Source organism: Sphingobacterium sp. 1.A.4 (genome assembly GCF_002734245.1).
Taxonomy (GTDB): Bacteria; Bacteroidota; Bacteroidia; order Sphingobacteriales; family Sphingobacteriaceae; genus Sphingobacterium; species Sphingobacterium tenebrionis.
Window position 1 is genome coordinate 13323 of the sequence record NZ_PEAZ01000060.1, and the last position, 20764, is coordinate 34086.

20 protein-coding genes are annotated in these 20764 nt (G+C 39.1%); 12 read left to right on the forward strand and 8 right to left on the reverse strand.

What is annotated here, in order from left to right:
- Positions 1–129 precede the first annotated feature (129 nt).
- From CRJ00_RS10140 to CRJ00_RS10150, 3 genes are all read left to right on the forward strand, one after another.
- A complete protein-coding gene (locus CRJ00_RS10140) occupies positions 130–1176 on the forward strand; it encodes a sensor histidine kinase (RefSeq protein ID WP_099366758.1) in 1047 nt (348 codons plus the stop codon).
- Positions 1173–1889, forward strand: coding sequence for a LytR/AlgR family response regulator transcription factor (locus tag CRJ00_RS10145; RefSeq protein ID WP_218962207.1), 717 nt, complete (start codon positions 1173–1175; stop codon positions 1887–1889). Before CRJ00_RS10140 ends, CRJ00_RS10145 begins: the two co-directional genes overlap by 4 nt.
- Before the next feature lie 100 nt (positions 1890–1989).
- The gene (locus tag CRJ00_RS10150; protein WP_099366759.1) at positions 1990–3486 is read left to right on the forward strand and encodes a dicarboxylate/amino acid:cation symporter; all 1497 of its coding nucleotides are present in this window, start codon (positions 1990–1992) and stop codon (positions 3484–3486) included.
- 11 nt (positions 3487–3497) lie between these two features.
- Here the strand turns inward: CRJ00_RS10150 and CRJ00_RS10155 are convergent, their stop codons facing one another.
- The 4 genes from CRJ00_RS10155 to CRJ00_RS10170 are packed head-to-tail and all read right to left on the reverse strand — an operon-like array spanning position 3498 to position 7001.
- Positions 3498–4307: a phosphate ABC transporter ATP-binding protein gene (locus CRJ00_RS10155; RefSeq protein WP_099366760.1), complete on the reverse strand. Its 810-nt coding sequence runs from the start codon at positions 4305–4307 to the stop codon at positions 3498–3500.
- The gene (locus CRJ00_RS10160) at positions 4262–5116 is read right to left on the reverse strand and encodes a PstA family ABC transporter permease (protein WP_099366761.1); all 855 of its coding nucleotides are present in this window, start codon (positions 5114–5116) and stop codon (positions 4262–4264) included. The genes CRJ00_RS10155 and CRJ00_RS10160 overlap by 46 nt, the downstream gene beginning before the upstream one ends.
- 2 nt (positions 5117–5118) lie before the next feature.
- Positions 5119–6006: a phosphate ABC transporter permease subunit PstC gene (gene pstC / locus CRJ00_RS10165; protein WP_099366762.1), complete on the reverse strand. Its 888-nt coding sequence runs from the start codon at positions 6004–6006 to the stop codon at positions 5119–5121.
- Positions 6007–6026: 20 nt separating this feature from the next.
- Positions 6027–7001, reverse strand: a complete 975-nt coding sequence (locus tag CRJ00_RS10170) for a PstS family phosphate ABC transporter substrate-binding protein (RefSeq protein ID WP_099366763.1) — start codon at positions 6999–7001, stop codon at positions 6027–6029.
- Between the two features lie 169 nt (positions 7002–7170).
- Between CRJ00_RS10170 and CRJ00_RS10175 the strand changes: the two genes are divergently transcribed.
- Genes CRJ00_RS10175 through CRJ00_RS10200 form a run of 6 tightly spaced genes read left to right on the forward strand, consistent with a single transcriptional unit; the run spans position 7171 to position 13498 of the window.
- On the forward strand, positions 7171–9279 hold the full coding sequence (locus CRJ00_RS10175; protein ID WP_099366764.1) for a HEPN domain-containing protein: 2109 nt from the start codon (positions 7171–7173) through the stop codon (positions 9277–9279).
- 15 nt (positions 9280–9294) lie between these two features.
- Positions 9295–10065 carry a uroporphyrinogen-III C-methyltransferase gene (gene cobA, locus CRJ00_RS10180; RefSeq protein WP_099366765.1) on the forward strand — a complete coding sequence of 257 codons (771 nt, stop codon included), beginning with the start codon at positions 9295–9297 and terminating at the stop codon, positions 10063–10065.
- Positions 10062–10655 carry a precorrin-2 dehydrogenase/sirohydrochlorin ferrochelatase family protein gene (locus CRJ00_RS10185; RefSeq protein WP_099366766.1) on the forward strand — a complete coding sequence of 198 codons (594 nt, stop codon included), beginning with the start codon at positions 10062–10064 and terminating at the stop codon, positions 10653–10655. The genes cobA and CRJ00_RS10185 overlap by 4 nt, the downstream gene beginning before the upstream one ends.
- The gene (locus tag CRJ00_RS19170) at positions 10633–11337 is read left to right on the forward strand and encodes a phosphoadenylyl-sulfate reductase (protein WP_099366767.1); all 705 of its coding nucleotides are present in this window, start codon (positions 10633–10635) and stop codon (positions 11335–11337) included. The genes CRJ00_RS10185 and CRJ00_RS19170 overlap by 23 nt, the downstream gene beginning before the upstream one ends.
- A gap of 10 nt (positions 11338–11347) precedes the next feature.
- Positions 11348–12238, forward strand: coding sequence for a sulfate adenylyltransferase subunit CysD (gene cysD, locus CRJ00_RS10195; RefSeq protein ID WP_257213742.1), 891 nt, complete (start codon positions 11348–11350; stop codon positions 12236–12238).
- An 18-nt stretch (positions 12239–12256) separates the two neighbouring features.
- Positions 12257–13498, forward strand: a complete 1242-nt coding sequence (locus CRJ00_RS10200) for a sulfate adenylyltransferase subunit 1 (protein ID WP_099366769.1) — start codon at positions 12257–12259, stop codon at positions 13496–13498.
- Positions 13499–13623: 125 nt separating this feature from the next.
- Here the strand turns inward: CRJ00_RS10200 and CRJ00_RS10205 are convergent, their stop codons facing one another.
- Positions 13624–14025 carry a type II toxin-antitoxin system HicB family antitoxin gene (locus tag CRJ00_RS10205; protein WP_099366770.1) on the reverse strand — a complete coding sequence of 134 codons (402 nt, stop codon included), beginning with the start codon at positions 14023–14025 and terminating at the stop codon, positions 13624–13626.
- A 38-nt stretch (positions 14026–14063) separates the two neighbouring features.
- A complete protein-coding gene (locus CRJ00_RS10210; protein WP_099366771.1) occupies positions 14064–14240 on the reverse strand; it encodes a type II toxin-antitoxin system HicA family toxin in 177 nt (58 codons plus the stop codon).
- A 584-nt stretch (positions 14241–14824) separates the two neighbouring features.
- On the opposite strand from CRJ00_RS10210, the gene CRJ00_RS10215 reads away from it, so the two are divergent.
- Positions 14825–15310, forward strand: coding sequence for a GNAT family N-acetyltransferase (locus CRJ00_RS10215; RefSeq protein ID WP_099366772.1), 486 nt, complete (start codon positions 14825–14827; stop codon positions 15308–15310).
- Between the two features lie 11 nt (positions 15311–15321).
- Here CRJ00_RS10215 and CRJ00_RS10220 read toward each other — a convergent pair whose 3' ends face one another.
- Entirely contained in the window at positions 15322–16662 is a 1341-nt protein-coding gene (locus CRJ00_RS10220) for a hypothetical protein (RefSeq protein WP_099366773.1), read from the reverse strand.
- A gap of 96 nt (positions 16663–16758) precedes the next feature.
- Positions 16759–18363, reverse strand: coding sequence for a M60 family metallopeptidase (locus CRJ00_RS10225; RefSeq protein ID WP_099366779.1), 1605 nt, complete (start codon positions 18361–18363; stop codon positions 16759–16761).
- A 220-nt stretch (positions 18364–18583) separates the two neighbouring features.
- Here CRJ00_RS10225 and CRJ00_RS10230 point away from each other — a divergent pair, with 220 nt between their 5' ends.
- Together CRJ00_RS10230 and CRJ00_RS10235 are read left to right on the forward strand one after the other, a co-directional pair.
- Entirely contained in the window at positions 18584–18955 is a 372-nt protein-coding gene (locus CRJ00_RS10230) for a BlaI/MecI/CopY family transcriptional regulator (protein WP_099366774.1), read from the forward strand.
- A 71-nt stretch (positions 18956–19026) separates the two neighbouring features.
- A complete protein-coding gene (locus CRJ00_RS10235; protein ID WP_180268474.1) occupies positions 19027–20385 on the forward strand; it encodes a M56 family metallopeptidase in 1359 nt (452 codons plus the stop codon).
- Positions 20386–20764 lie beyond the last annotated feature (379 nt).

The window sequence follows — 20764 nt, forward strand, 5'->3', positions numbered from 1 at the left end:
AAACCTCAAGCTTATACAATTTATATCGACAAACCCCCTAGAAAAATCGACCAAGCGGATATTTTATGAAATATTGAATAGCTATCTTTATGAACTCAAAAGCCATCCATAAAGAAAGAGCAAAACAACTTGATAAATCAAAAGAATAAATACCATCCAAGCATTACTTTAAGAAAGGAAATTGTTATCAATATCCTTTTTTGGTTGATATGGGCATATTTCAGTCTCCTGAAATGGACTGGAGATGGAATTGAACTCAAGTCGGTTGGGTTATTCCTAACCACTTACTTTTTGGTGTTTTCCTCCACATTTTATCTCCACTACCTCATCGGCCTTCCGTGGGCATTCCGAATGTGGAGGGCATGGAAAATTATAGCGACTATATTTGTTGGTATTATCTACTTCATGACCAGTAGATATCTACTTGAAGAAATCCTTATGCCGATTTTTGCTGGGATGAGGAATTATCATCCAAACACCACCTTTGGTTTTTATGCTATCGATAATCTCTATTATGCATTCCAGCCTATCATTTTAAGTACAGCGCTTTGGTTGATTCTTTATACCATCCGATTAATTTCCAAACAATCCAATTTGATTGAAGAGAATAAAAATACGGAGATTAAATTCCTGCGATCACAGCTAAATCCCCATTTCATCTTCAACAGTCTCAACAATATCTACTCCTTAGTTTATTTCAAATCCGAAAAATCCTTGCCTGCCATTGAAGAGCTCGGGAAACTAATGCGATATAATACCTATAACAGCGATAAGGAATGGATGGACATCGAGGAGGAGCTCCATTATATACACTCCTTTATCAGTCTGGAGACCCTAAGAATCTCCTCTGAAGATTGCATAGACCTGCAAGTAGAATTGAACAATAAGCAAATTAAACTACCAACCTTCACATTGATCACGTTTATTGAAAACGCCTTTAAGCACGGAGAAATCACAAACACAAATCCTTTAGTAATAAGCTTATTTACTGATGATAAAAGCTTACTATATAAAGTAAAAAATAAAATAAAAGATGGGGGCAAAGATCAGCAAAAAGGAATCGGCATTCAAAATTTAAAGAAACGGTTAGACCATTACTATCCTAATCAATACCATTTGATTGAAACCATCACAAATGGAGAATTTGAGGCTACACTAACAATAACATTCAGATGATGAAACCGATTCCATGTATTATTTTAGATGATGAACCAATGGCATATAAGCTTCTTGCTGATTATGCTGAAAAACGACCTGAACTAAATCTTTTATACGCTGGTGATGATATTACCCATGCACTTTCTCTACTAAAACAAAATCCCGATCCTCATCATGGACAATTCCACCCCTTAATTATACTGGATATTCAGATGCCTGCCATTAATGGCTTGGATATCATGAAATTATTGGGAAAGGATTATGATTTCATCATCAGTTCCGCTTATGCAGAATTTGCACTTCAGAGCTATGCTTTTACGGTGATAGATTATTTATTAAAACCCATTTCCCAGCAGCGGTTTAATCAGGCGATTGATAAGCACCTCGATTGGAAAACGCCTAAAACAATTCAATCCAAAGCATATATCCAAGTCAGAGCTGACAGAAAGGACCATCGGATCGAACTATCCAAAATTGACTACATAGAAGGGTTAAAAGATTACTTGATCATCCATTTTGAAGGACAAAAGTTGATGACCTTAGAAACGATGAAAGAAATGATGAACCGCTTGCCGGCAGAAGAATTCATCCGAATCCACCGATCTATTATTTTGCCGAAGAAAAAAATCAAGGCAATTGATGCCCATCAAGTCCAACATCATAATGGGGATTACTTTCCTGTAGGGGAAACTTTCAAGGAAGAACTTTTCCGTTGGTTTAAATCCCTATAATCGGGAATAAAAGGCTTCGAAATTTGGTATGCCCACCAATTTTTTTATTTTTGTTCGTCTTTAAAACAAAATTTTAACAAAAGTAACCCCCATAAACCGCATGTCAAAAAAAGCAACGGGATATTTAATGCTAGTTACCATAGCATTAGCTTCAATTATTACCTTATTATACGAATTTAACATCGTAGCCGTTCCAGCAAGTGTTATGATGCTCGTCAGATGGATTACAGCTGCTGTATTGATTCTAAACGCAATTGTCCGTAAGGGATTAACCACCTGGATCTTAACCTGTATGGTCCTTGGTATTTTTGTCGGATTAGATTTCCCAAATGTTGCTAAAGCGCTTCAACCCTTAAGCCAAGGCTTTATCAAACTGGTGAAGACCATTGTAGGTCCAATCTTGTTTGCTACGTTAGTTTTTGGTATTGCGGGACATTCCGACTTAAAACAAGTTGGTCGTATGGCTTGGAAGTCCATGCTATATTTCTTCTGTGCCACAACCTGTGCTATTTTTATTGGCTTGGCGGCGATCAATCTTACCAAGGCTGGTGTCGGTATCGACATTGAACATATGCCACATGAGGAGCTACCTCAGACCTCCGGTATGTCTGAAGGCGATAAAGTAGCCTTAAGCCATATCGACGAGAGTGCTCATGGCCTCTATAAATTCACTTCCTTCTTCAGGGATACCTTTCCTGAAAACATCGTAAAGTCGGTTTATGAGAATAAGGTCCTACAAATTGTTGTTTTCGCCGTTATTTTCGGTATCGGATTGGCCATGGTGGAAGAGAAGAAACGAAAACCTTTTGTCGACTTTGCAGAAAGTCTCTCCGAAGCGATGTTTAAGTTCACCAATTTGGTCATGCTATTTGCACCAATTGGGGTTGGTGCAGCAATGGCCTATACCGTTGGACATCTCGGGGTGGATATCCTCAAAAACCTTTTCATGCTCTTGGCGACCCTTTATTTAGCTTTAATATTTTTCCTGCTTATCATTTTGTTACCCGTGGCCTTATATCTCAAGGTACCGATCAAACAATTTGTAAATGCCATCAAAGAGCCGGTTTCCATCGCTTTTGCTACCACAAGTTCGGATGCTGCCTTACCAAAGGCGATGAGCGCGATGGAGAAATTCGGGGTGCCAAGAAAGATCGTTTCTTTCGTAATTCCTACGGGGTATAGCTTTAACCTGGATGGAACATCCTTATACCTCTCTTTAGCTTCTATTTTTGTGGCTCAAGCAGCGGGGATCGATTTATCATTTGGACAACAATTGATGATCGCCTTCACCTTGATGATCACTTCCAAAGGTGTTGCGGCCGTCCCTAGAGCGTCCCTGATCATCTTGATCGCTACGGCAGATCAATTCGGTCTACCGGTATTTGTTATTGCAGCCATTTTGGGTATTGATGAATTAATGGATATGGCCAGAACATCGGTCAACGTAATTGGTAACTGTTTGGCTACTGTTGTTGTTGCCAAATGGGAAGGTGAATTTGATGAAGCTGCTCCATTCCGAATGGATACTGACCCGGATGGTGTAGCAGAAATTGCCGAAACCATTGAGGAAGGTCCAGAAGGCGAAACAAGGACTTAACGAAAACATACTCATGAAATAAATCCTTTCACATACTGTTTGGTGATTTCATGTTTAGGATGGAGAAGTAATTCTTCGGTTTTACCGAACTCAATTACTTCTCCTTGATATAAAAACAGGATATAATCCGAAACCCTTCGGGCTTGTCGAAGGATATGGGTCACCAGAACAATTGTATACCGCTGTTTAAGATCCATCAGCAGGTTTTCAATGATCTGAGTGGAAATAGGATCCAGTGCTGAAGTAGATTCATCGCCCAGGATGATCTCTGGCTCAACCGCCAATCCTCTAGCCAAACACAGCCTTTGCTGCTGCCCAATAGAAAGCCTTGTCGCCGAAGAATCCAAACGGTCTTTCACCTCTTCCCAAAGTCCTACATTCCGCAATTGCTGCTCTACGATAGCTTTAAGCTTACCTTTATCCCTTTCGCCATGGATCTTGGGACCATAAGCAATATTCTCAAATATCGACATTGGAAGCGGAAAAGGTTTCTGCGATAGCAAACCCATCTTTTTACGGATATGTGTCACTTCCGCATTCTTGGCATATATATCCTCTCCATTGACCAAAACGGAACCACTGATCTCCACATCCTTACTATCATCCAGCAGTCTGTTCAAGGTTTTCAATAAGGTGGTCTTACCACATCCAGAAGGCCCTATGATCGAAGTCACCGAGTTATTGGGGATACTCAGGTTGATGTTTTTCAGTATTTCTTGCCCTTCCACCACAACATGCAGATCCTTGATCTGTATATGGGGTTGTTTCAGGCTGATTATGTTTGGTGTTTCTTCTGCTTGGAGGATAGGAAATGAGTACATAGCACAATAATTAAAATTAAAAATGTAAGGATCAACGCGGAGGCATAAGCCCGACCTTGCACCTCTGGGATAGGGCTGCTCAGTTGGAAGAATATCGCCAAGGGCAGCGTGGCTGTTGGCTCATCTAAGTATTTGGGTATATTATCGGAATAGCCGGTGGTCAACATCACGCCGGCCACATCGCCAATAGCGCGACCAAATGCCAATAATAAAGCCGTGAACAATCCAGGTCTGATGTATTTGAGCATCACCTTGGCCGATTCCCAGCGGGTAGCTCCCAAAGATGCTGTCACATGCTTCAGGTCCTGAGGGATGGTACGCAAAAGCTCGTCCAATGTTCTTACCACAATTGGAATGGTCAATAAGGTTATGGTGATCACTCCACCAAGAAGGGAAGCCCTGATCCCAAAGAAAACCATAATGCTAAAAGCAATTGCTCCATATACGATGGAAGGTATACCAAATAATACATCAAAGAGCAATTTGGAAAGCCTGGAGATGGCTGTGCCTTGTCGCACATACACATGGAGGTATATCGCTATGGGAATCCCGATCAAAGTTGCCAATAGTGTAGATAATCCAGCCAGGTATAATGAACCGATAATCGCATTCAATACACCCCCAGATTTTCCCAGGTAAAATCCTCCCTTAGGTGTTTGAGAAATCATCTCCCAGGTCAAATGCGGCAAACCCTTGTACAGGATCGTCCCTAAGATCAGAAATAAGGATCCTGTGATCACCATGCCAGCAATCTGCATAAGCAATTTGGCAATCCTTTCTTTTTGAAGTCTTTTCGAAATATCAGCCATAATTAATGTGGAGCTTCTAATTTATTTAATATCAACCTGGAAATGAGGTTGAACCCAAAAATGATGATGAAAAGTAACAGGGCTGCAAACATTAATGCAGCATCGTAAAGCGGGATAGACATCATCTCTCCAAAATTATTGGCAATAAGTGCAGGAATCGGATAACCAGTGTCGAATAAACTGTTCGGAACTTTTGGAATGTTCCCACAAACCATCAATACCGCAATGGTTTCTCCAAAAGCACGGGATATTGCCAATACAACGGCGGCAATGATGCCTGGCCTTGCTTTCTTAAGGATGACATGCTGGATGGTTTCCCATTTCGTTGCGCCCAAAGAGAGGGAAACAGCCTTCAGTTCTTGAGGAATAGTCTGTATCACTTCCACCATGATGCTCATCATGATTGGGAATATCATCACCGCTAATACCATCCCCCCAGCAAAAACCGAATAGCCAGATATCTGCAGCCCAAAAAATGGGGCTATAACGTCCCTGATTACTGGCACGACAAAGAGGACTCCCCAAACGCCATACAAAACAGGAGGAATCGCGGCCAGCACATTGACCAAGGGCAGCACCATATTCCTTAATCGGTCTTCTGCATACTCGACCAAATAAACAGCAGCCAAAATACATAAAGGAACAGCGATCAATAAGGCGATAAGTGTTACCCAAACTGTTCCTAATATAAAGGGCAGAAAACCAAATTTCCCCTTCATGGGCGCCCAAACACTCTTAGAAAGAATGTCGCCTAGGGGATGAGATTCCAATAAAGGTTGCGATTTGAGTATAAGTCCAATAAAAATCACCACTACTACCAAGAGCGTAAATCCCAATAATAGGGCTGAACTGTTTTTGACTAATTTATCCTTAACTATTCTTCTATCCATGAATACTTACGCTTTTAAGATTATAATTCATTCAATATTTCTAATTGCCTACCTAACGTAGCACTATCTAACGGCACATAGCCATGTGCTAATAAATATCCTTGTTCTTTTGCTTGAAGGATAAATCCAAAAAATTCCTTCAACAGTTTTGAATGTTTTCCTTTCTGCAGCACAAACATCAGGTCTCGTGCCGGAGGCGATGGATAAGAACCGTTGCCAATGGCTTTGGTCAATGAATCCAGATGCCCATAAAAATCTTCCTGTTCATCTATTCTTCCGTTTGCATTAATATCTATCGGCAAGGCACTTATATTAGCCGATGTATTCTTTGTATGTAGATCAAAAACATAATTGATATTATTGAATCCAACAGCCAATTTGTTTTCTTTCACCACTTGCGCTAGACCAGGATCACCAAAAATCCCAATTCCTTTCAGGTCTTCCTGCGACGATTTGAAAAACTTGGCCCAGGTTTCTGCTGCTCCAGCAGCATCCGACCGACTATAAACTAAAATTGGCTCATCAACCATCCTAGAATCAATATCCTTCCAATGTTTATAGGAACCATGGATGAATATATTTTCCAATTCTTTGATCGTTAAACCTCTTTTCTTTAGAAGCTCCATATTGGGATGTTGGCTATTGATGGTTGCAATAACAGCATCCTTTGCCACGATAATAGGAAAGGCTCCGCGCTCTGTTTCCTGTGGATGAAGGTCACGGGAGACCAATCCAATATCCACCATATCGGTCAACACATCCGCAATACCTTTTCCCGCTCCGCCTGCCGAGATGTTAAACCGTACATGGGGATGAATCTTCTTAAAATCCTCTGACCATAAAACCGCCAAAGGATATAATGCAAAGGCTCCTGAAATGGAAATGGAACCCGAATAACCTCTGTCTGCATGATAGCTTTCCGATTCTTTTGGAGCACAACCTTGCGCTAAAAACATCACTAACAACATGAAATACAAGGCTTTAAATCTATTCATCCGTCTGAGTTAAACCATCGAAAAATCAATAACGCTACAAATATATACTAATTTGGTAGATTTAATATAATATCTAAAAAAATAATTTATACATTTGTCCACGGAGATTACAAATTCCATAATGAAAGGGTAATAATGTTATACAATTAATAAACATCAAAGGAATATCATGCAGAGTTTTCGAACAGAATTAGAGAATCCTATTGTAGAAAAGGAAATCATTGAGTTGGAACAAAAGATTCGGGCATATCAGAAAGGGGAGGTACCGGAGGAAAAATTCCGATCGCTTAGACTGGCGCGCGGAGTATACGGTCAAAGACAGGCGGGGGTCCAGATGGTACGGATCAAATTACCATTCGGAAAGGTCACTTTTAAACAAATATTGAAGATTGCTGATATTTCGGATGAATATGCAAGTAACAACCTGCACCTGACCACCCGCCAGGATATTCAGATACACTATGTAAGTTTAGACAGAACACCGGAGTTATGGGCTAAACTTGCAGAAGACGATATGACCTTGCGAGAAGCTTGTGGAAATACAGTCAGAAACGTAACGGCCTCTGCAACGGCAGGAATTGATCCGCTTGAACCATTTGATGTATCTCCGTACGCGCATAAAACCTTCAGCTATTTCCTACGGAACCCAATCTGTGCAGAAATGGGGCGAAAATTTAAGATATCCTTTTCCTCGAGTGAAAAAGACACCGCCTTTTCCTACATCCATGATTTCGGATTCATCCCCAAAATCAAAATAATCAATGGTAAAGAATTAAGAGGTTTCAAAGTCCTTTTGGCAGGCGGATTGGGCGCACAGCCGATCTTGGGTCAAGTGGTATCTGAATTTCTACCTGAGGATGAAATCATCCCTTACATGGAGGCCACCCTCCGGGTATTCGATCGTTATGGCGAAAGGAACAACCGCAATAAGGCCAGGTTCAAGTATCTCGTTCAAAAACTTGGTTTTGAAGAAGTTTTAGCACTTATCGAACAGGAAAAAATAGCCATAAAAAACCAAAAGGTAGCCATCGACACATGGGTAGAGGAGCCTTTAGAATTACCTAATCATCCAATAAAAGAAGTTAAACCTCTTGATGAACCAGCTTTCTTCCTGTGGAAAAGCACGAATACCTTTGAACAGAAACAACGTGGTTTTTTCGGCGTGTATGTCCAAGTGCAAACAGGAGACCTCTCCACCGATAAGGCTAGAAAACTGATCGAAGGCGTGAAGGATCATATTGCAGATGATATCCGGATCACTCAGGACCAAAATCTACTGTTCAAATATGTAAGACCATCGTCCCTGCCGCATATATTCAATGTATTGCATGATTTGGGGCTGGCAAAAGCAGGTTATAACAGTACTGCAGATATCACTACCTGTCCAGGTACGGACACTTGTAACCTAGGCATTTCTAACTCGACTGAAATGGCAAGGGTCTTGGAAAACTATATCCATGAGTTCCATCCTGATTTCATCCGGGAACAGGAATTGAAGATCAAGATTTCTGGCTGCATGAACAGCTGTGGACAACATGGATTGGCACATATTGGTTTTCATGGCAGTTCGGTGAAGGCTGGGGGCGCTGTTGTTCCTGCTGCGCAGGTAATGCTTGGGGGCGGAACGGTAGGCGATGGAATAGGCAGGGTAGCCGAGCGGGTGATCAAAGTTCCTACCAAACGCGTGCTTCAAGTAATAGATCTCCTTTTGAATGATTTTAAAAGCAATAAAAGAAACGACCAAAATTTCCACCGTTATTACGATGCGCATGGAAAGGATCATTTCTACCGTTTGTTGAAACCTTTGGCTGACTTGAGCAACCTGACATCCGATGAAATGCTCGATTGGGGCCACGAAGAGACATTTGCCACCGCCATTGGCGTTGGTGAATGTGCCGGAGTAATGATCGACCTGGTGGCGACTCTCTTATTGGAAGCTGAGGAAAAATTGGACCTGGCCACGTTGGCCTTAAATCAGGAGCAATTCGCCGATGCGATCTACCATGCCTATTCAGCATTTGTTTGGACTGCCAAAGCCCTGTTGCTCGATCGGGGGATCAATGTCTCTACCCAATCGGCCGTTATCCAGGAGTTTGATCAACAGTATATCAATGATGGAAGCTTCAACTTGCCTGACACATTTGAAAAGCGGGTGTTACAGATCAACAAATATGCACCGTCCAAAGAATTTGCAGCGACTTATATCCTTCAAGCTCAAGCATTCTATCTGGAAGCGGCAGCCCGTAGAGAAGAATTAAAATCATTAGTAAACAATTAATATACAGCAAACAACATGACACAAGTTAAAGCAAAGGTTACTTTAGTTGGAGCAGGGCCAGGCGATCCAGATCTGATTACGTTAAAGGGAATGAAAGCCATAGCGTCTGCTGATGTTATCCTTTACGATGCCCTTGTCAATGAATGCTTATTAGCAGAAGCACCAGCGCACTGTACGAAAATATATGTAGGAAAAAGGGCGGAAAGGCTCTCCACTTCACAGGATTATATAAATCAATTGATGGTCGATTATGCCTCGACCCATGGGCATGTAGTTCGTTTAAAAGGGGGCGACCCTTTTGTATTCGGTAGAGGTGGCGAGGAACTCGATTTCGTTAGAACCTTTGGTATTGAAACCGCTGTAGTTCCAGGCATATCGTCTTCCGTAGGTTTAACAGCCCTACAGGAAATCCCCTTGACCTATCGAGGAATAGCCGAATCTTTTTGGGTGATTACCGGCTCCACATCCGATGGGAGGATCTCCGAAGATTTATTTGCTGCCGTAAATACCAATGCAACCGTGGTGGTATTGATGGGATTTGCAAAGCTTAAGGAAATCGTCAAGCTGTATCAGGATGCTGGGAAAGGAGAATTGCCGATCGCACTCATCCAAAATGGTTCCTTGGAAAAGGAAAAAGTGGTTTTAGGACGAATAGACTCTATTATAGAAGCCGTTGAAGAAAATAAGATAGGCGTTCCTGCCATTATCGTGCTTGGTGAGGTAGTCGCTAAACATCAACAATTTGAACAGGTGAAAAAAGAACTTTTAAGCACCGTTGCATCATGAACGAGTTATTCCCCATATACCTGAAATTGGATCAGTTACAGACTTTGCTAGTAGGAGCAGGACCTGTCGGATTGGAGAAATTACAGGCAATATTAAGCAATTCGCCACATGCTCAAGTCATGGTGGTAGCAAAGGAGATCTCTCCAGCATTTCGGGAATTCGCAAATGGGAAACCAAATGTGGACATCCATGAAAGAGCCTTTCAGGATAATGATGTGGAGAATAAGCATATCATCATTCTGGCCAGCAATAACCCAACTTTCAATGAGCAAGTCCGAGAATTGGCCAAGAGTAGGCATATTCTATTGAATGTGGCAGACAAACCGGCTTTATGTGATTTTTACCTGGGTTCGGTCGTTCAAAAAGGCAACCTAAAGATCGGCATATCCAGCAATGGGAAGTCACCAACCATCAGCAAAAGATTAAAGGAATTGTTTCAGGATATCTTACCGGAGGAAATTGATGAGAGCCTGGAGTTATTATCCAGCTATCGCAATCAGCTTAGAGGCAATCTAAAAGAAAAAATAAAGGTGTTGAATGAACATACCAAAGGATTAATTGCAAATTATGAACAGGGTAGCAGAAATTAAACAGGAGATTCAAGGGCTTGATGCGATCGGAATTCTATCCTATGTGGATAATAAGTTTGGGAGCAAGGCTGTGTTCACCACCTCCTTTGGTATAGAGGATCAAGTGATCACCCATTTATTGGCTTCCATCAGAAGTCAAGCCCAATTGATCACCTTAGATACTGGTCGGCTTTTTCCAGAGACCTATTATGTATGGAACCGGACCTTGGAAACCTACCGAATGCCCATCCGGGCATATTATCCAAATACATCAGCTGTAGAAGAACTTGTTAACAAAAAAGGCCCTTCCAGTTTTTATCAATCCATAGAGGATCGAAAGGAATGTTGTTATATCCGAAAGATTGAACCCTTAAAAAGGGCTATCCAGGGATATGAGGTATGGATCACGGGAATCCGACGAGAGCAATCCGACAACCGCGATCAAATGGAGCCAGTGGAATGGGATTCATCCAATCAAATCATCAAAATACATCCGTTATTTGATTGGACGTTGGCAGAAGTGGAACTTCAACTAAAGAATAACTTTATCCCCTATAATCCATTACATGACAAAGGATTTCCAAGTATTGGATGTCAACCTTGTACACGAGCTATACAGCCAGGCGAAGACTTTAGGGCAGGTCGGTGGTGGTGGGAAGATAAAAGTAAAAAGGAGTGCGGATTACATCAGATTACGAAATAAGAACATAAGCATGGATTATTTAGATCATTTAGAGGCGGAAGCCATTTATATATTAAGAGAAGTTGCTGGGCAATTTGAAAAGCCGGCTTTATTATTCTCTGGGGGAAAAGATTCCATCACTTTGGTGCACTTGGCTAAGAAAGCCTTTCGACCGGGAAAATTCCCTTTTCCTTTGGTGCATATCGATACAGGACATAATTTCCAGGAAACATTAGATTTTAGGGATCAATTGGTTAAGGAAATTGGTGAGCAATTGATCGTTGCCTTTGTTCAGGATAGCATAGATCAAGGCAGGGCGATTGAGCCAAAAGGTAAAAACGCTAGCCGAAACGCGCTGCAAACCATTACGCTATTGGATACCATCGAACAATATGGATTTGATGCCTGTATAGGTGGGGCAAGGAGGGATGAGGAAAAAGCTCGGGCAAAGGAAAGGATATTTTCGGTTAGGGATGATTTTGGACAATGGGATCCAAAGAGGCAAAGGCCCGAACTGTGGAACATCTTCAATGGAAAGATTCAGAAAGGGGAAAATGTCCGTGTATTTCCCATCTCCAATTGGACCGAATTGGATGTTTGGAATTATATTCAACGGGAAAAAATAGCCATCCCATCCATCTATTTCAGTCACGAAAGAGAGGTGGTTTTTAGGAATGGGCAATGGATGGCAGCACATCCTGTTCTACAATTAGACCAAGAAGATATAATTAAAAATAAATCGGTACGATTCAGGACGATAGGTGATATCACCTGTACAGCTGCAGTACATTCAGAAGCGAATACCTTGGATGATATTATCGCAGAAATAAAAGCTTCTACGGTAAGCGAAAGAGGAGCAAGATTGGACGATAAGGTATCCGAAGCCGCGATGGAAGAGCGCAAGAAACAAGGTTATTTTTAAACTTAGTATAGCATCATCATGAACATTATAAAATTTATTACAGCTGGATCTGTAGACGATGGAAAAAGCACCTTAATCGGGAGATTGCTCTACGATACGAATTCCATTTTTGATGACCAATTGGAGGCAATAAAACGGGCTAATAGAAAAAATGACGATGGAACTGTAGATCTTGCCATTTTGACCGATGGGCTAAAGGCAGAACGTGAACAGGGAATTACCATCGATGTGGCGTATAAATATTTCCAAACGGAAAACAGGAAGTTTATCATAGCCGACGCGCCCGGGCATATACAGTATACCCGAAACATGGTAACCGGTGCATCCAATTCTGATCTGATCATTATTTTGATCGATGCGAGGAAAGGGGTTATCGAACAAACCAAAAGACATTCATTTTTAGCCAAATTATTAGGGATGAAAAAGGTATTGGTTTGTATCAATAAAATGGATATGATGGATTATGAATTGGCTGTATATGAGAATATTAAAACGGATTACCTGCGTTTAGCCGAAAATCTCGAGTTAAAAGATGTTGACTTTATTCCGGTATCAGCCTTAAAAGGTGATAATATTGTTGAAAAATCGAATCAAATGATCTGGTATTCAGGACCTTCCTTATTGGAATACCTTGAAAATGTGGAAATTGATAGTTCGGAAAATAAAGGCTGGCGATTTCCTGTACAATGGGTAATCAGACCACAAAGTGCTGATTTACATGACTATAGAGGATATGCTGGTAAAGTGCTAGGAGAGGGGCTAAAGGTAGGAGAAGAGGTTGTAATCCTTCCAAGCGGACAACGATCTAGGGTTTCAGCCATAGAATTCGACCAGAAACCATTAGATATCGCTGAGAATGGTGCATCTGTAATTTTGCATTTGGAGGATGAATTGGATATTTCCAGGGGTGATTTTATAGTTAGTGCAGCATTTCCAGCAAGATCCGAAAAAATAGTAGAGGCGAATTTGGCTTGGTTTGAAAATCAAACTTTGGAAATTGGTCAAATCTATCTTTTACAAAATCACAGTAAACTGACCAAAATTAAGGTAGCTGAAATTGAGTATAAATATGATGTGCACAATCAGGAAAAAATTGTTGGAGAAAATATCGGTTTGAATGATATTGCCAAAGTGAAAATTAAAGCAGCGGAGAATATCATCTTTGATGACCAACTGGATTTTCCTGAAAATTCAAGGGGTATATTAATAGATCCCAGAAGCAACTTAACGGTAGCAGCAGTGATTTTACAATCAGCCTAATCTATTATATTAAATTTTAAAACAACGCAAGGATTCTCTATAAGGGGAGTCTTTGTAATAATCTATTTAACATAATATAAATTATAGGATTACTATAAGTAAAATTTAAATAATTAGTAGTTGCCTTAAATTAATACTATTGATTGAAGTTCTTTTGCAAGCTTGTGTAAGCCATCTTCAATTTTTTTTAACTGGGGTTGTCGTGGTTTTTTTAAACCTGATGAATAATGTTGTAACTGACGCTGATTAATGCCCGTTATTTTTTCGAGTGCAGCATTGGTAAAGATTCCTTTGTAATAGTTGAGAAAACTTTCAGCATCGAAATGATAGACAATATTATAATCACCTTTTAAAATGCTTGGAATATTTCCTGCAGAATTATACTCTTTTAGAAGTTCAATGCTATCAAGGATGGATTGTTTTGTCTCTTCAACTGTATCTCCCGCACCATACACACCTGAAATTCTATCTGCATACGCTCCAAACATATCTTCGCCGCGTTCAATAATAATTTTTAAAGTTTTCATATCTATTAATTTTAAGAAATCACCATAGGAATCAGGACCTAATAAAGTCCAAGATCTTTTATGATTTTCGTCAAAAGACCCTTACCGACATCTTTACCACCATGATAAGGAACTGGATATCTTATGCCATCTTTCTCATAAATTCGATGTTTACCATCCTTTACTCTATGCCAACCGCACTTTTTGATCCATCTGTGTAGTTCATCATACTTCATAAGTATAAACTTTAAAATAATTCAATATTATTATTGCCAATAATAATTTGATTCAATAATCGAACTTCACATCTTAAAGATAGTAATAATACTACCAAATACAAAGTTTTTTATATGGAATCTGTGTACTTTAAAATATCAAAACAATGAAATTTAGATGTATTTTTAAGAGCAATTAGATCCGATTTAAATATCTATAAAAGCCTTTTACTTAATATTAAATGCACGTTAATGAATATAATAAATTAGTACTTAAGGCAATTATTTAATTTTATCCATAAATTTTTTCAGCAAACTTTGCAACGTACATTATCCATTTCCTGAGGTTGCCTTCTAACCTAACACTTCAAAATAAGTTTGATATGGGGTTAGAATCGTACGTTAAGCATGTTTAAACCAAGATTAAAGCAAGTAATAAATATATAAAGCATACATTTTACTTACTTTCAGTATGCTTTCAGTATACTATTACTTCGAAGCCAAACATAAAAGCTAATCCACGAATATGATTATTAGTATTATTTTTACCTAAAGACAATTGTCCAGAGGATTTAATTGAACTATTTAAAAAACTATTTATGCCCATGAATAACTTTTATCAGAACATAACACTAAGACCAACCAAATCCTCAGATTTAGAAACCTTATTTCAATTCCAACTGGACCAAGAAGCTCGGCATTTAGCGACATTTTTGTCAAAAGATTCTACGGACAAATCCGCATATCTTAATAAATACACTAAAATATTAGCAGATCTTTCCACAAACAACCAAACGATCTTGATCGACAATGAAATCGTAGGAAGCATTTCCAAATTTATCCTCGAATCAGATGCAGAAATCACCTATTGGATTGACAGAAAATTTTGGGGACAAGGAATTGCTTCAAAAGCATTGGAAAATTTCCTTGACATTGAAAAAACAAGACCATTATATGGACGTGTTGCATTTGATAACATAGGCTCACAAAAGGTCCTGGAAAACTGTGGATTTATAAAAATCGGTTCAGATAAAGGATTTTCAACGATCAGACAAATCGAAATTGAAGAATATATTTACAAGAAAATTTAATCAGAAACAGCTTATAACTTCAAATCAATCCTGGCCGGGAATAATCTTTCTGGATCTGCAAAAATCGCACAGCTCGCTATAATATTCGCCTCTGAAAGCTGCAATTTTTTATTTTGCACAAGTTTTCCTTGATAATATACCTTGATCTTTTTAGACAAATCAACCATGTCCTCCGCTAGATAGATACTGATTTCTCCCGAATCGACTGGTTTGCTTTTGACACTCATTTTAACCTTCAAACTTGTTTCTAAATAGATGGCATTATCCTTTTTATCTATCCTAAATTTAAATGATGCCCGATCAAATTCATCCTCCTCAGAAATGTTCAACGGTTTCCGCACAAACACATTATAAAAGCTTCTACGATATCTTCCATCCATCGGAAACAGCATCCATTCATAATCAATTGGACGTGGCTTTCTGGAATAATTTATCAACCAAGGTGTGGTTACACGATAATCAATACTATGACCTTTGCCCTGCTGCAGATTGATTTTATGGATAAAATCACCTGGATACACCTTACTTAAGCTATCGAACTGCTGCTTAGCCGCTAATGTCAGTTTATTCCTTCCAAAACCCGTATCCTTTTCGCCTGTTTCCAACGAAAAGGCGATATGCCTAAAATTTAAAGGTGGCGCATTCTCTAGAGGCTCCCCTCCTGCCATTGGCCCTGCTCCTGCTAGATAATCCGCATAAAATGCCGCCAATCGCTGACTTCCATACCCTCCTTCCGAAATACCCATTACATAGAGTTTATTCGGGTTAAAAGTATCATCTATCATTGCCAATCGGAATAACTTTTCCCAGGCATATTGCTTGGATTTAAACCACCAACGATATCTTTTCTCATTGGGAATTTGGGGAATAAAATAAACAGAGGGACCGTCCTGATAAACTAAACTCCATTTTAACGTAGCGAGGAACTCCGAAGATTTTGGACCTGAACCATGGGTATTAAGGAACAATGGATAACCTCCCGCAGGTTTTTCCTGTTTCTTGAAATAATAGAAAGGCATGGGGTCCTCTTCAATCATTTTCCAAGAATATATCGGATAATCATATTTCTCTTTTGGGGCTTCCGATGAAACTATCGGTAACTGCTCAAAAGTGGTATTTGCATTTTTCCAAAGTTCCCAAATCCTTTCTTTAGCTGAAGCAACCTGGTTTATCGGAAGCTTTTTTCCCTTCTGGAAATCATAATCTCCAGATTTTTCATAATCCTTGATCCTAGCCCTGAAATATTCCACTATACTGCTATCCCCATTCGCAGCAAAAGACGTAATTGGTAATAAGGAGATTGGTAACAGCAATAATAAATAATGAAAAAATAATCGCGAAACTGATTTCATGCAGCTTTAAATTAAAGTGGTATTAAAAATAATGTGGTATTAATGGCTTTAATTTAAACAAAAATAGCTTGACAAAAAACAAGCTATTCTTATATTTTAAAATTTATCGCTTAACGTACTGATATCTAAACTGGGTTTTTTATAGTTCATCGCCTTAATGGCTTTCTTACATTCATCAACCATTTCTTGCGTCATATTATAATTATATTTTCCATAATCATCATATTCCATAGTTCCTACATAGAAGAAGCCATATTTATCAAAGAATTCGGTCAGGTCGGTTTTGGAAACTTCACAGGCTGTTTTCACGAAATTCAGTTGATGTACAGCTGGATTACGTTCCACTGGAGCTCCTGCCCTGCCCCAATTTGCCTGGATTCGCTGCCTGTTCGGGGTATTGTTTTTATTCTGATTGCGGAAAGCCTCAAAAAGATCAGGATAAAAATCAGGATTATTACCAGCCCCTTCAAAATACAACTGCAATTGCCAAAATGGAACCAATCTATTGAATACATCGGGATCCTGAAGGAAGGAAATCTTTTTATCGATGATGTTGGTCTTTGCCAAATTGAAATTGTTCTGTCCCAATATCCGGGATTTATTTCCGAAGGAACGCATCACATATAAGGAAAATAGGTTATTACTCACTTCACCTAAGCCTCCCCAATTGAACATGGGTCTGGTTTGGTGCACATGCCCTACTTCATGGCTGAATCCCCAACAAGGATCCCCTTTGATCACCGATGCCGGATTAACCACCATACCCATAGCATATCCTTTCTTATCACCCATATAAGCTACCCCATCCCCATCACGGAACATGTAATAGTTATAGTTTACCCGAGCCAGGATTTTATTTTCCGGCACTCGGTTGTGTTTGATCAGTCCCATGATCCGGTGTTGGCGATATACCAGGGAATCATAATTACTGATCAGCTCTACCCCTTTACCTGCCGCATATTTTTTAAGGGATTCCACCGGATAAGCAATCTGAATATGCTTTCCTTTGGCATCCAGAATAGGAAATACCGCTTGGGATAACATGCGGTCCCAATCTGCATCCTTATGTTTATTGATATCAAAATATCCGTTTACCTGTCCAGTAAGGAAATTGATCGTGATCGGTTTTTCTTTTTCAGGTTCATAAGAGAAATAACTGATGTAGGCCAAACTTCCAAAATCCTTTAATTCGATGATATTGACACCATTTTTCAACTCGAATTCCTTCTTCTCGATTCCCCACCCTTTCGGATCTTTGGTCGGTTCTTCCGGGTTGGGAGCTTTTCGCATCCAATTGGGAACCAGTAACTTTACATCTTTGCCTTCCTCAATGCCATCTACGATGACGATATGTTTACCCGTTGGTAGATAAACACCCGTAACATTCTCATATTTACTATACCCATCACCAATGCTCAACATATTTCCCAGAACATTTGGGGATAGATAAGCCTTATAACTTGCCAATTTGTATTGGTTATCGTTTTTTCCATTCAATAGGTCCAATGCCAATTGTTTTAAAGCTGGATCCTTTAATTGTTCAATCTGTTTTTTCTTGATGCCTGGCTTAAGTTTGGTCGCCATGGCATCCTGGAAAATAGATAGGTTCTCATAGGCGTCCTTAAAATCTTGGGCGCTTTGTCCCAAAGCAGAACCGGTCAACAAACAGGAAATGGCTAAGGTCAAAAAGGTTTTATTCATAATAAAATTCATAATGTTTGAACCTAATATAAGTATTAGATTTCGATAAAAACCCGTTTTTAAGGGGTTGAAAGCGATGTTTAGGGCATATTATGCAAATCAATCGATTGCTTAGATTGTAATATTTATGTGATTTGGCTATGCCAATAAAATTTGATAAAAAGTTTGGAATTCTAATTTTAATATCTACTCTTGTAGAGTAACATAAACAATTGTAGATATGAGCCTTTCAAAATCCGAAGAACAAGTAATGGAAATCATCTGGAATCTAGAAAATGCCTTTATGAAAGAAATTATGGAACAGTTCGAACCTCCTCTCCCATCTAATTCTACGGTATTGACCTTATTGAAAAGGATGCAGGAGAAAGGATTTGTAGGTTATAAGATGTTGGGAAATTCTCGGCAGTACTATCCTTTGATCGACAAGGAAGCGTATTTTGGGAAACAGGTAAACAGTATGATCAAGGATTTTTTCGGAAATTCTCCTTTGCAATTTGCCTCCTTTTTTACCAAATCAAGTGATCTGAATGAAGAACAGTTGCAAGAACTGAAACGAATGATCGATTCGGAAATAGAAAAGAAAAAATCATGATGACTTATATTTTAAATTATCTGCTTTGCTCTGCCTGTTTGTATATTCCATATAAACTATGGTTTGAAAACATGAATTATCATGTAGCGAAGAGAATATACCTCATCGCCTGTATCCTATTTCCCTTTGTAATTCCTTTCCTAAGTTTTTCCGTGATGGATGCACCGGAATTGCTTCAACAGATTCCTAATATACAGCATACAGTTATTACCCAAGGGACAGTTGGTCCTTCCATTCTTACCGCTCCGAACTTGGTTGAGCAGGAAAAGATAGATTGGGTTTTTGTGCTTGTCATCCTTGGGATAGGTATATCGGTTTTGTTATTGATCAGGTTTCTCAAAAACCTCCTTCAATTATACAGATTGATTAGAAGAAATAAAGGAATTCCGCAATCAGATTTTACCTTGATTGTATTAAACGGGAAAAACGATCCTTTCAGCTTTTTCAAGTATGTATTTGTTTCTAAGGAAGATTATGGAAAGGATATTTCGAAAATGGTCTTAGATCATGAATTAGCGCATGTCAGACAGGTTCATAGTTTAGATGTGTTATTGGCTGAAATCATCTTGATCTTTGCTTATTGGAATCCTTTTAATTGGTTGATCAAAAATTCAATACAATTAAATCATGAATATTTAGCGGATGAAGCGGTATTAAATAAAAGTAATTCCTTAAAAGCCTATCAATACCTCTTGATCGGACTGGAATATCAAGAAAAAAATCCAATTCTGAGTAGTCAATTAAATTTTAAACAATTAAAAACCCGATTAAACATGATGAACAAAAAAGAAAAATGGAGGAACAAAGCAGGTATGCTTGTTTTCTCTGGCTTGTTGCTGGCAGGGTCTGCCCTATTGTTCAGTAACAAGACTGCTGGAAGTCTTCCAATGGAAACAATTTCTGAAATGGAAGATATGGTTTCTGCGAATAAGACATTTCAAGGTGCGGATACTGTGCCACAAAAAGGCGCAAGTAAAGCCATGTTGGCTGAGTATGATAAAGTGATTAAAGAATTGTCTGTTGGTAAAAATAGGAATAATGTGGATTTTGGGACAATAGATCAAAAACGGATGGCGTATATTGCTTCCAAAATGACGAAGGAACAGAGAGCTGCGAGATCTGGGGAAGGTAATATGTTTTTGAGTCCTGGTGTATTTATTACATTGGAAACAAAACCAACAAAGAAATCACCAGATATGTCTATGTTTTCTGCCTGGAAAAACCCTTCGGTTTATGGGGTTTGGATTGATGGTAAAAAATCAAGTAATAAGGATTTGGATAATTTTTCGAATGATGATATTGTGTATTATTCAGTGAGTAAATTGCACGGAAAGGCAAAAGAAGGAAGGAATTATACACATCAGATCGATGTTTATACCTTGTCTTATTATAATAAGGTTTTTGGGAATAGGTTATTTGAAGCTAATTAACTTTTGGGAGGTTTTATGTCATTGCGAGGCCATACGTCATTGCAGGTTGACGTCATTGCGAGGAACGAAGCAATCTTTCAGCGTCATCGTAAGTTTGTAGGGAAGTTATAGGAATTAAAGAAACAGAATATAATTTTGTATTTCATTTAGGATACAGCGAGAGAGGGAGTAAGATTTTTAATCGTCATTGGTCCTTGAGAGACCCTTCGCAATGTTAATCCCCCTCTCTTATTCCTATCATAAACTTGGACAGTTCATTAGGCCAGGAGCCTGTTTTTACGATTGATAAGTTATGATAAGAGCTGCTGTAATCCACAAAAATGGTATACAAAGATGGTAACAGGTATTGATTGTTCAAAGGATTATTTTGACATTTCTG

What these genes read in the sequence shown, in the direction of transcription:
- CRJ00_RS10215 (WP_099366772.1), top strand. Translation starts at nt 14,825, where the DNA reads ATGAATAACTTTTATCAGAACATAACACTAAGACCAACCAAATCCTCA.
- CRJ00_RS10200 (WP_099366769.1), top strand. Translation starts at nt 12,257, where the DNA reads ATGAACATTATAAAATTTATTACAGCTGGATCTGTAGACGATGGAAAA.
- CRJ00_RS10235 (WP_180268474.1), top strand. Translation starts at nt 19,027, where the DNA reads ATGAATTATCATGTAGCGAAGAGAATATACCTCATCGCCTGTATCCTA.
- CRJ00_RS10160 (WP_099366761.1), bottom strand. Translation starts at nt 5,116, where the DNA reads ATGGCTGATATTTCGAAAAGACTTCAAAAAGAAAGGATTGCCAAATTG.
- cobA (WP_099366765.1), top strand. Translation starts at nt 9,295, where the DNA reads ATGACACAAGTTAAAGCAAAGGTTACTTTAGTTGGAGCAGGGCCAGGC.
- CRJ00_RS10225 (WP_099366779.1), bottom strand. Translation starts at nt 18,363, where the DNA reads ATGAATAAAACCTTTTTGACCTTAGCCATTTCCTGTTTGTTGACCGGT.
- CRJ00_RS10210 (WP_099366771.1), bottom strand. Translation starts at nt 14,240, where the DNA reads ATGAAGTATGATGAACTACACAGATGGATCAAAAAGTGCGGTTGGCAT.
- CRJ00_RS10145 (WP_218962207.1), top strand. Translation starts at nt 1,173, where the DNA reads ATGATGAAACCGATTCCATGTATTATTTTAGATGATGAACCAATGGCA.
- CRJ00_RS10155 (WP_099366760.1), bottom strand. Translation starts at nt 4,307, where the DNA reads ATGTACTCATTTCCTATCCTCCAAGCAGAAGAAACACCAAACATAATC.
- CRJ00_RS10205 (WP_099366770.1), bottom strand. Translation starts at nt 14,025, where the DNA reads ATGAAAACTTTAAAAATTATTATTGAACGCGGCGAAGATATGTTTGGA.
- CRJ00_RS19170 (WP_099366767.1), top strand. Translation starts at nt 10,633, where the DNA reads ATGAACAGGGTAGCAGAAATTAAACAGGAGATTCAAGGGCTTGATGCG.
- cysD (WP_257213742.1), top strand. Translation starts at nt 11,348, where the DNA reads ATGGATTATTTAGATCATTTAGAGGCGGAAGCCATTTATATATTAAGA.
- pstC (WP_099366762.1), bottom strand. Translation starts at nt 6,006, where the DNA reads ATGGATAGAAGAATAGTTAAGGATAAATTAGTCAAAAACAGTTCAGCC.
- CRJ00_RS10185 (WP_099366766.1), top strand. Translation starts at nt 10,062, where the DNA reads ATGAACGAGTTATTCCCCATATACCTGAAATTGGATCAGTTACAGACT.
- CRJ00_RS10220 (WP_099366773.1), bottom strand. Translation starts at nt 16,662, where the DNA reads ATGAAATCAGTTTCGCGATTATTTTTTCATTATTTATTATTGCTGTTA.
- CRJ00_RS10175 (WP_099366764.1), top strand. Translation starts at nt 7,171, where the DNA reads ATGCAGAGTTTTCGAACAGAATTAGAGAATCCTATTGTAGAAAAGGAA.
- CRJ00_RS10230 (WP_099366774.1), top strand. Translation starts at nt 18,584, where the DNA reads ATGAGCCTTTCAAAATCCGAAGAACAAGTAATGGAAATCATCTGGAAT.
- CRJ00_RS10170 (WP_099366763.1), bottom strand. Translation starts at nt 7,001, where the DNA reads ATGAATAGATTTAAAGCCTTGTATTTCATGTTGTTAGTGATGTTTTTA.
- CRJ00_RS10150 (WP_099366759.1), top strand. Translation starts at nt 1,990, where the DNA reads ATGTCAAAAAAAGCAACGGGATATTTAATGCTAGTTACCATAGCATTA.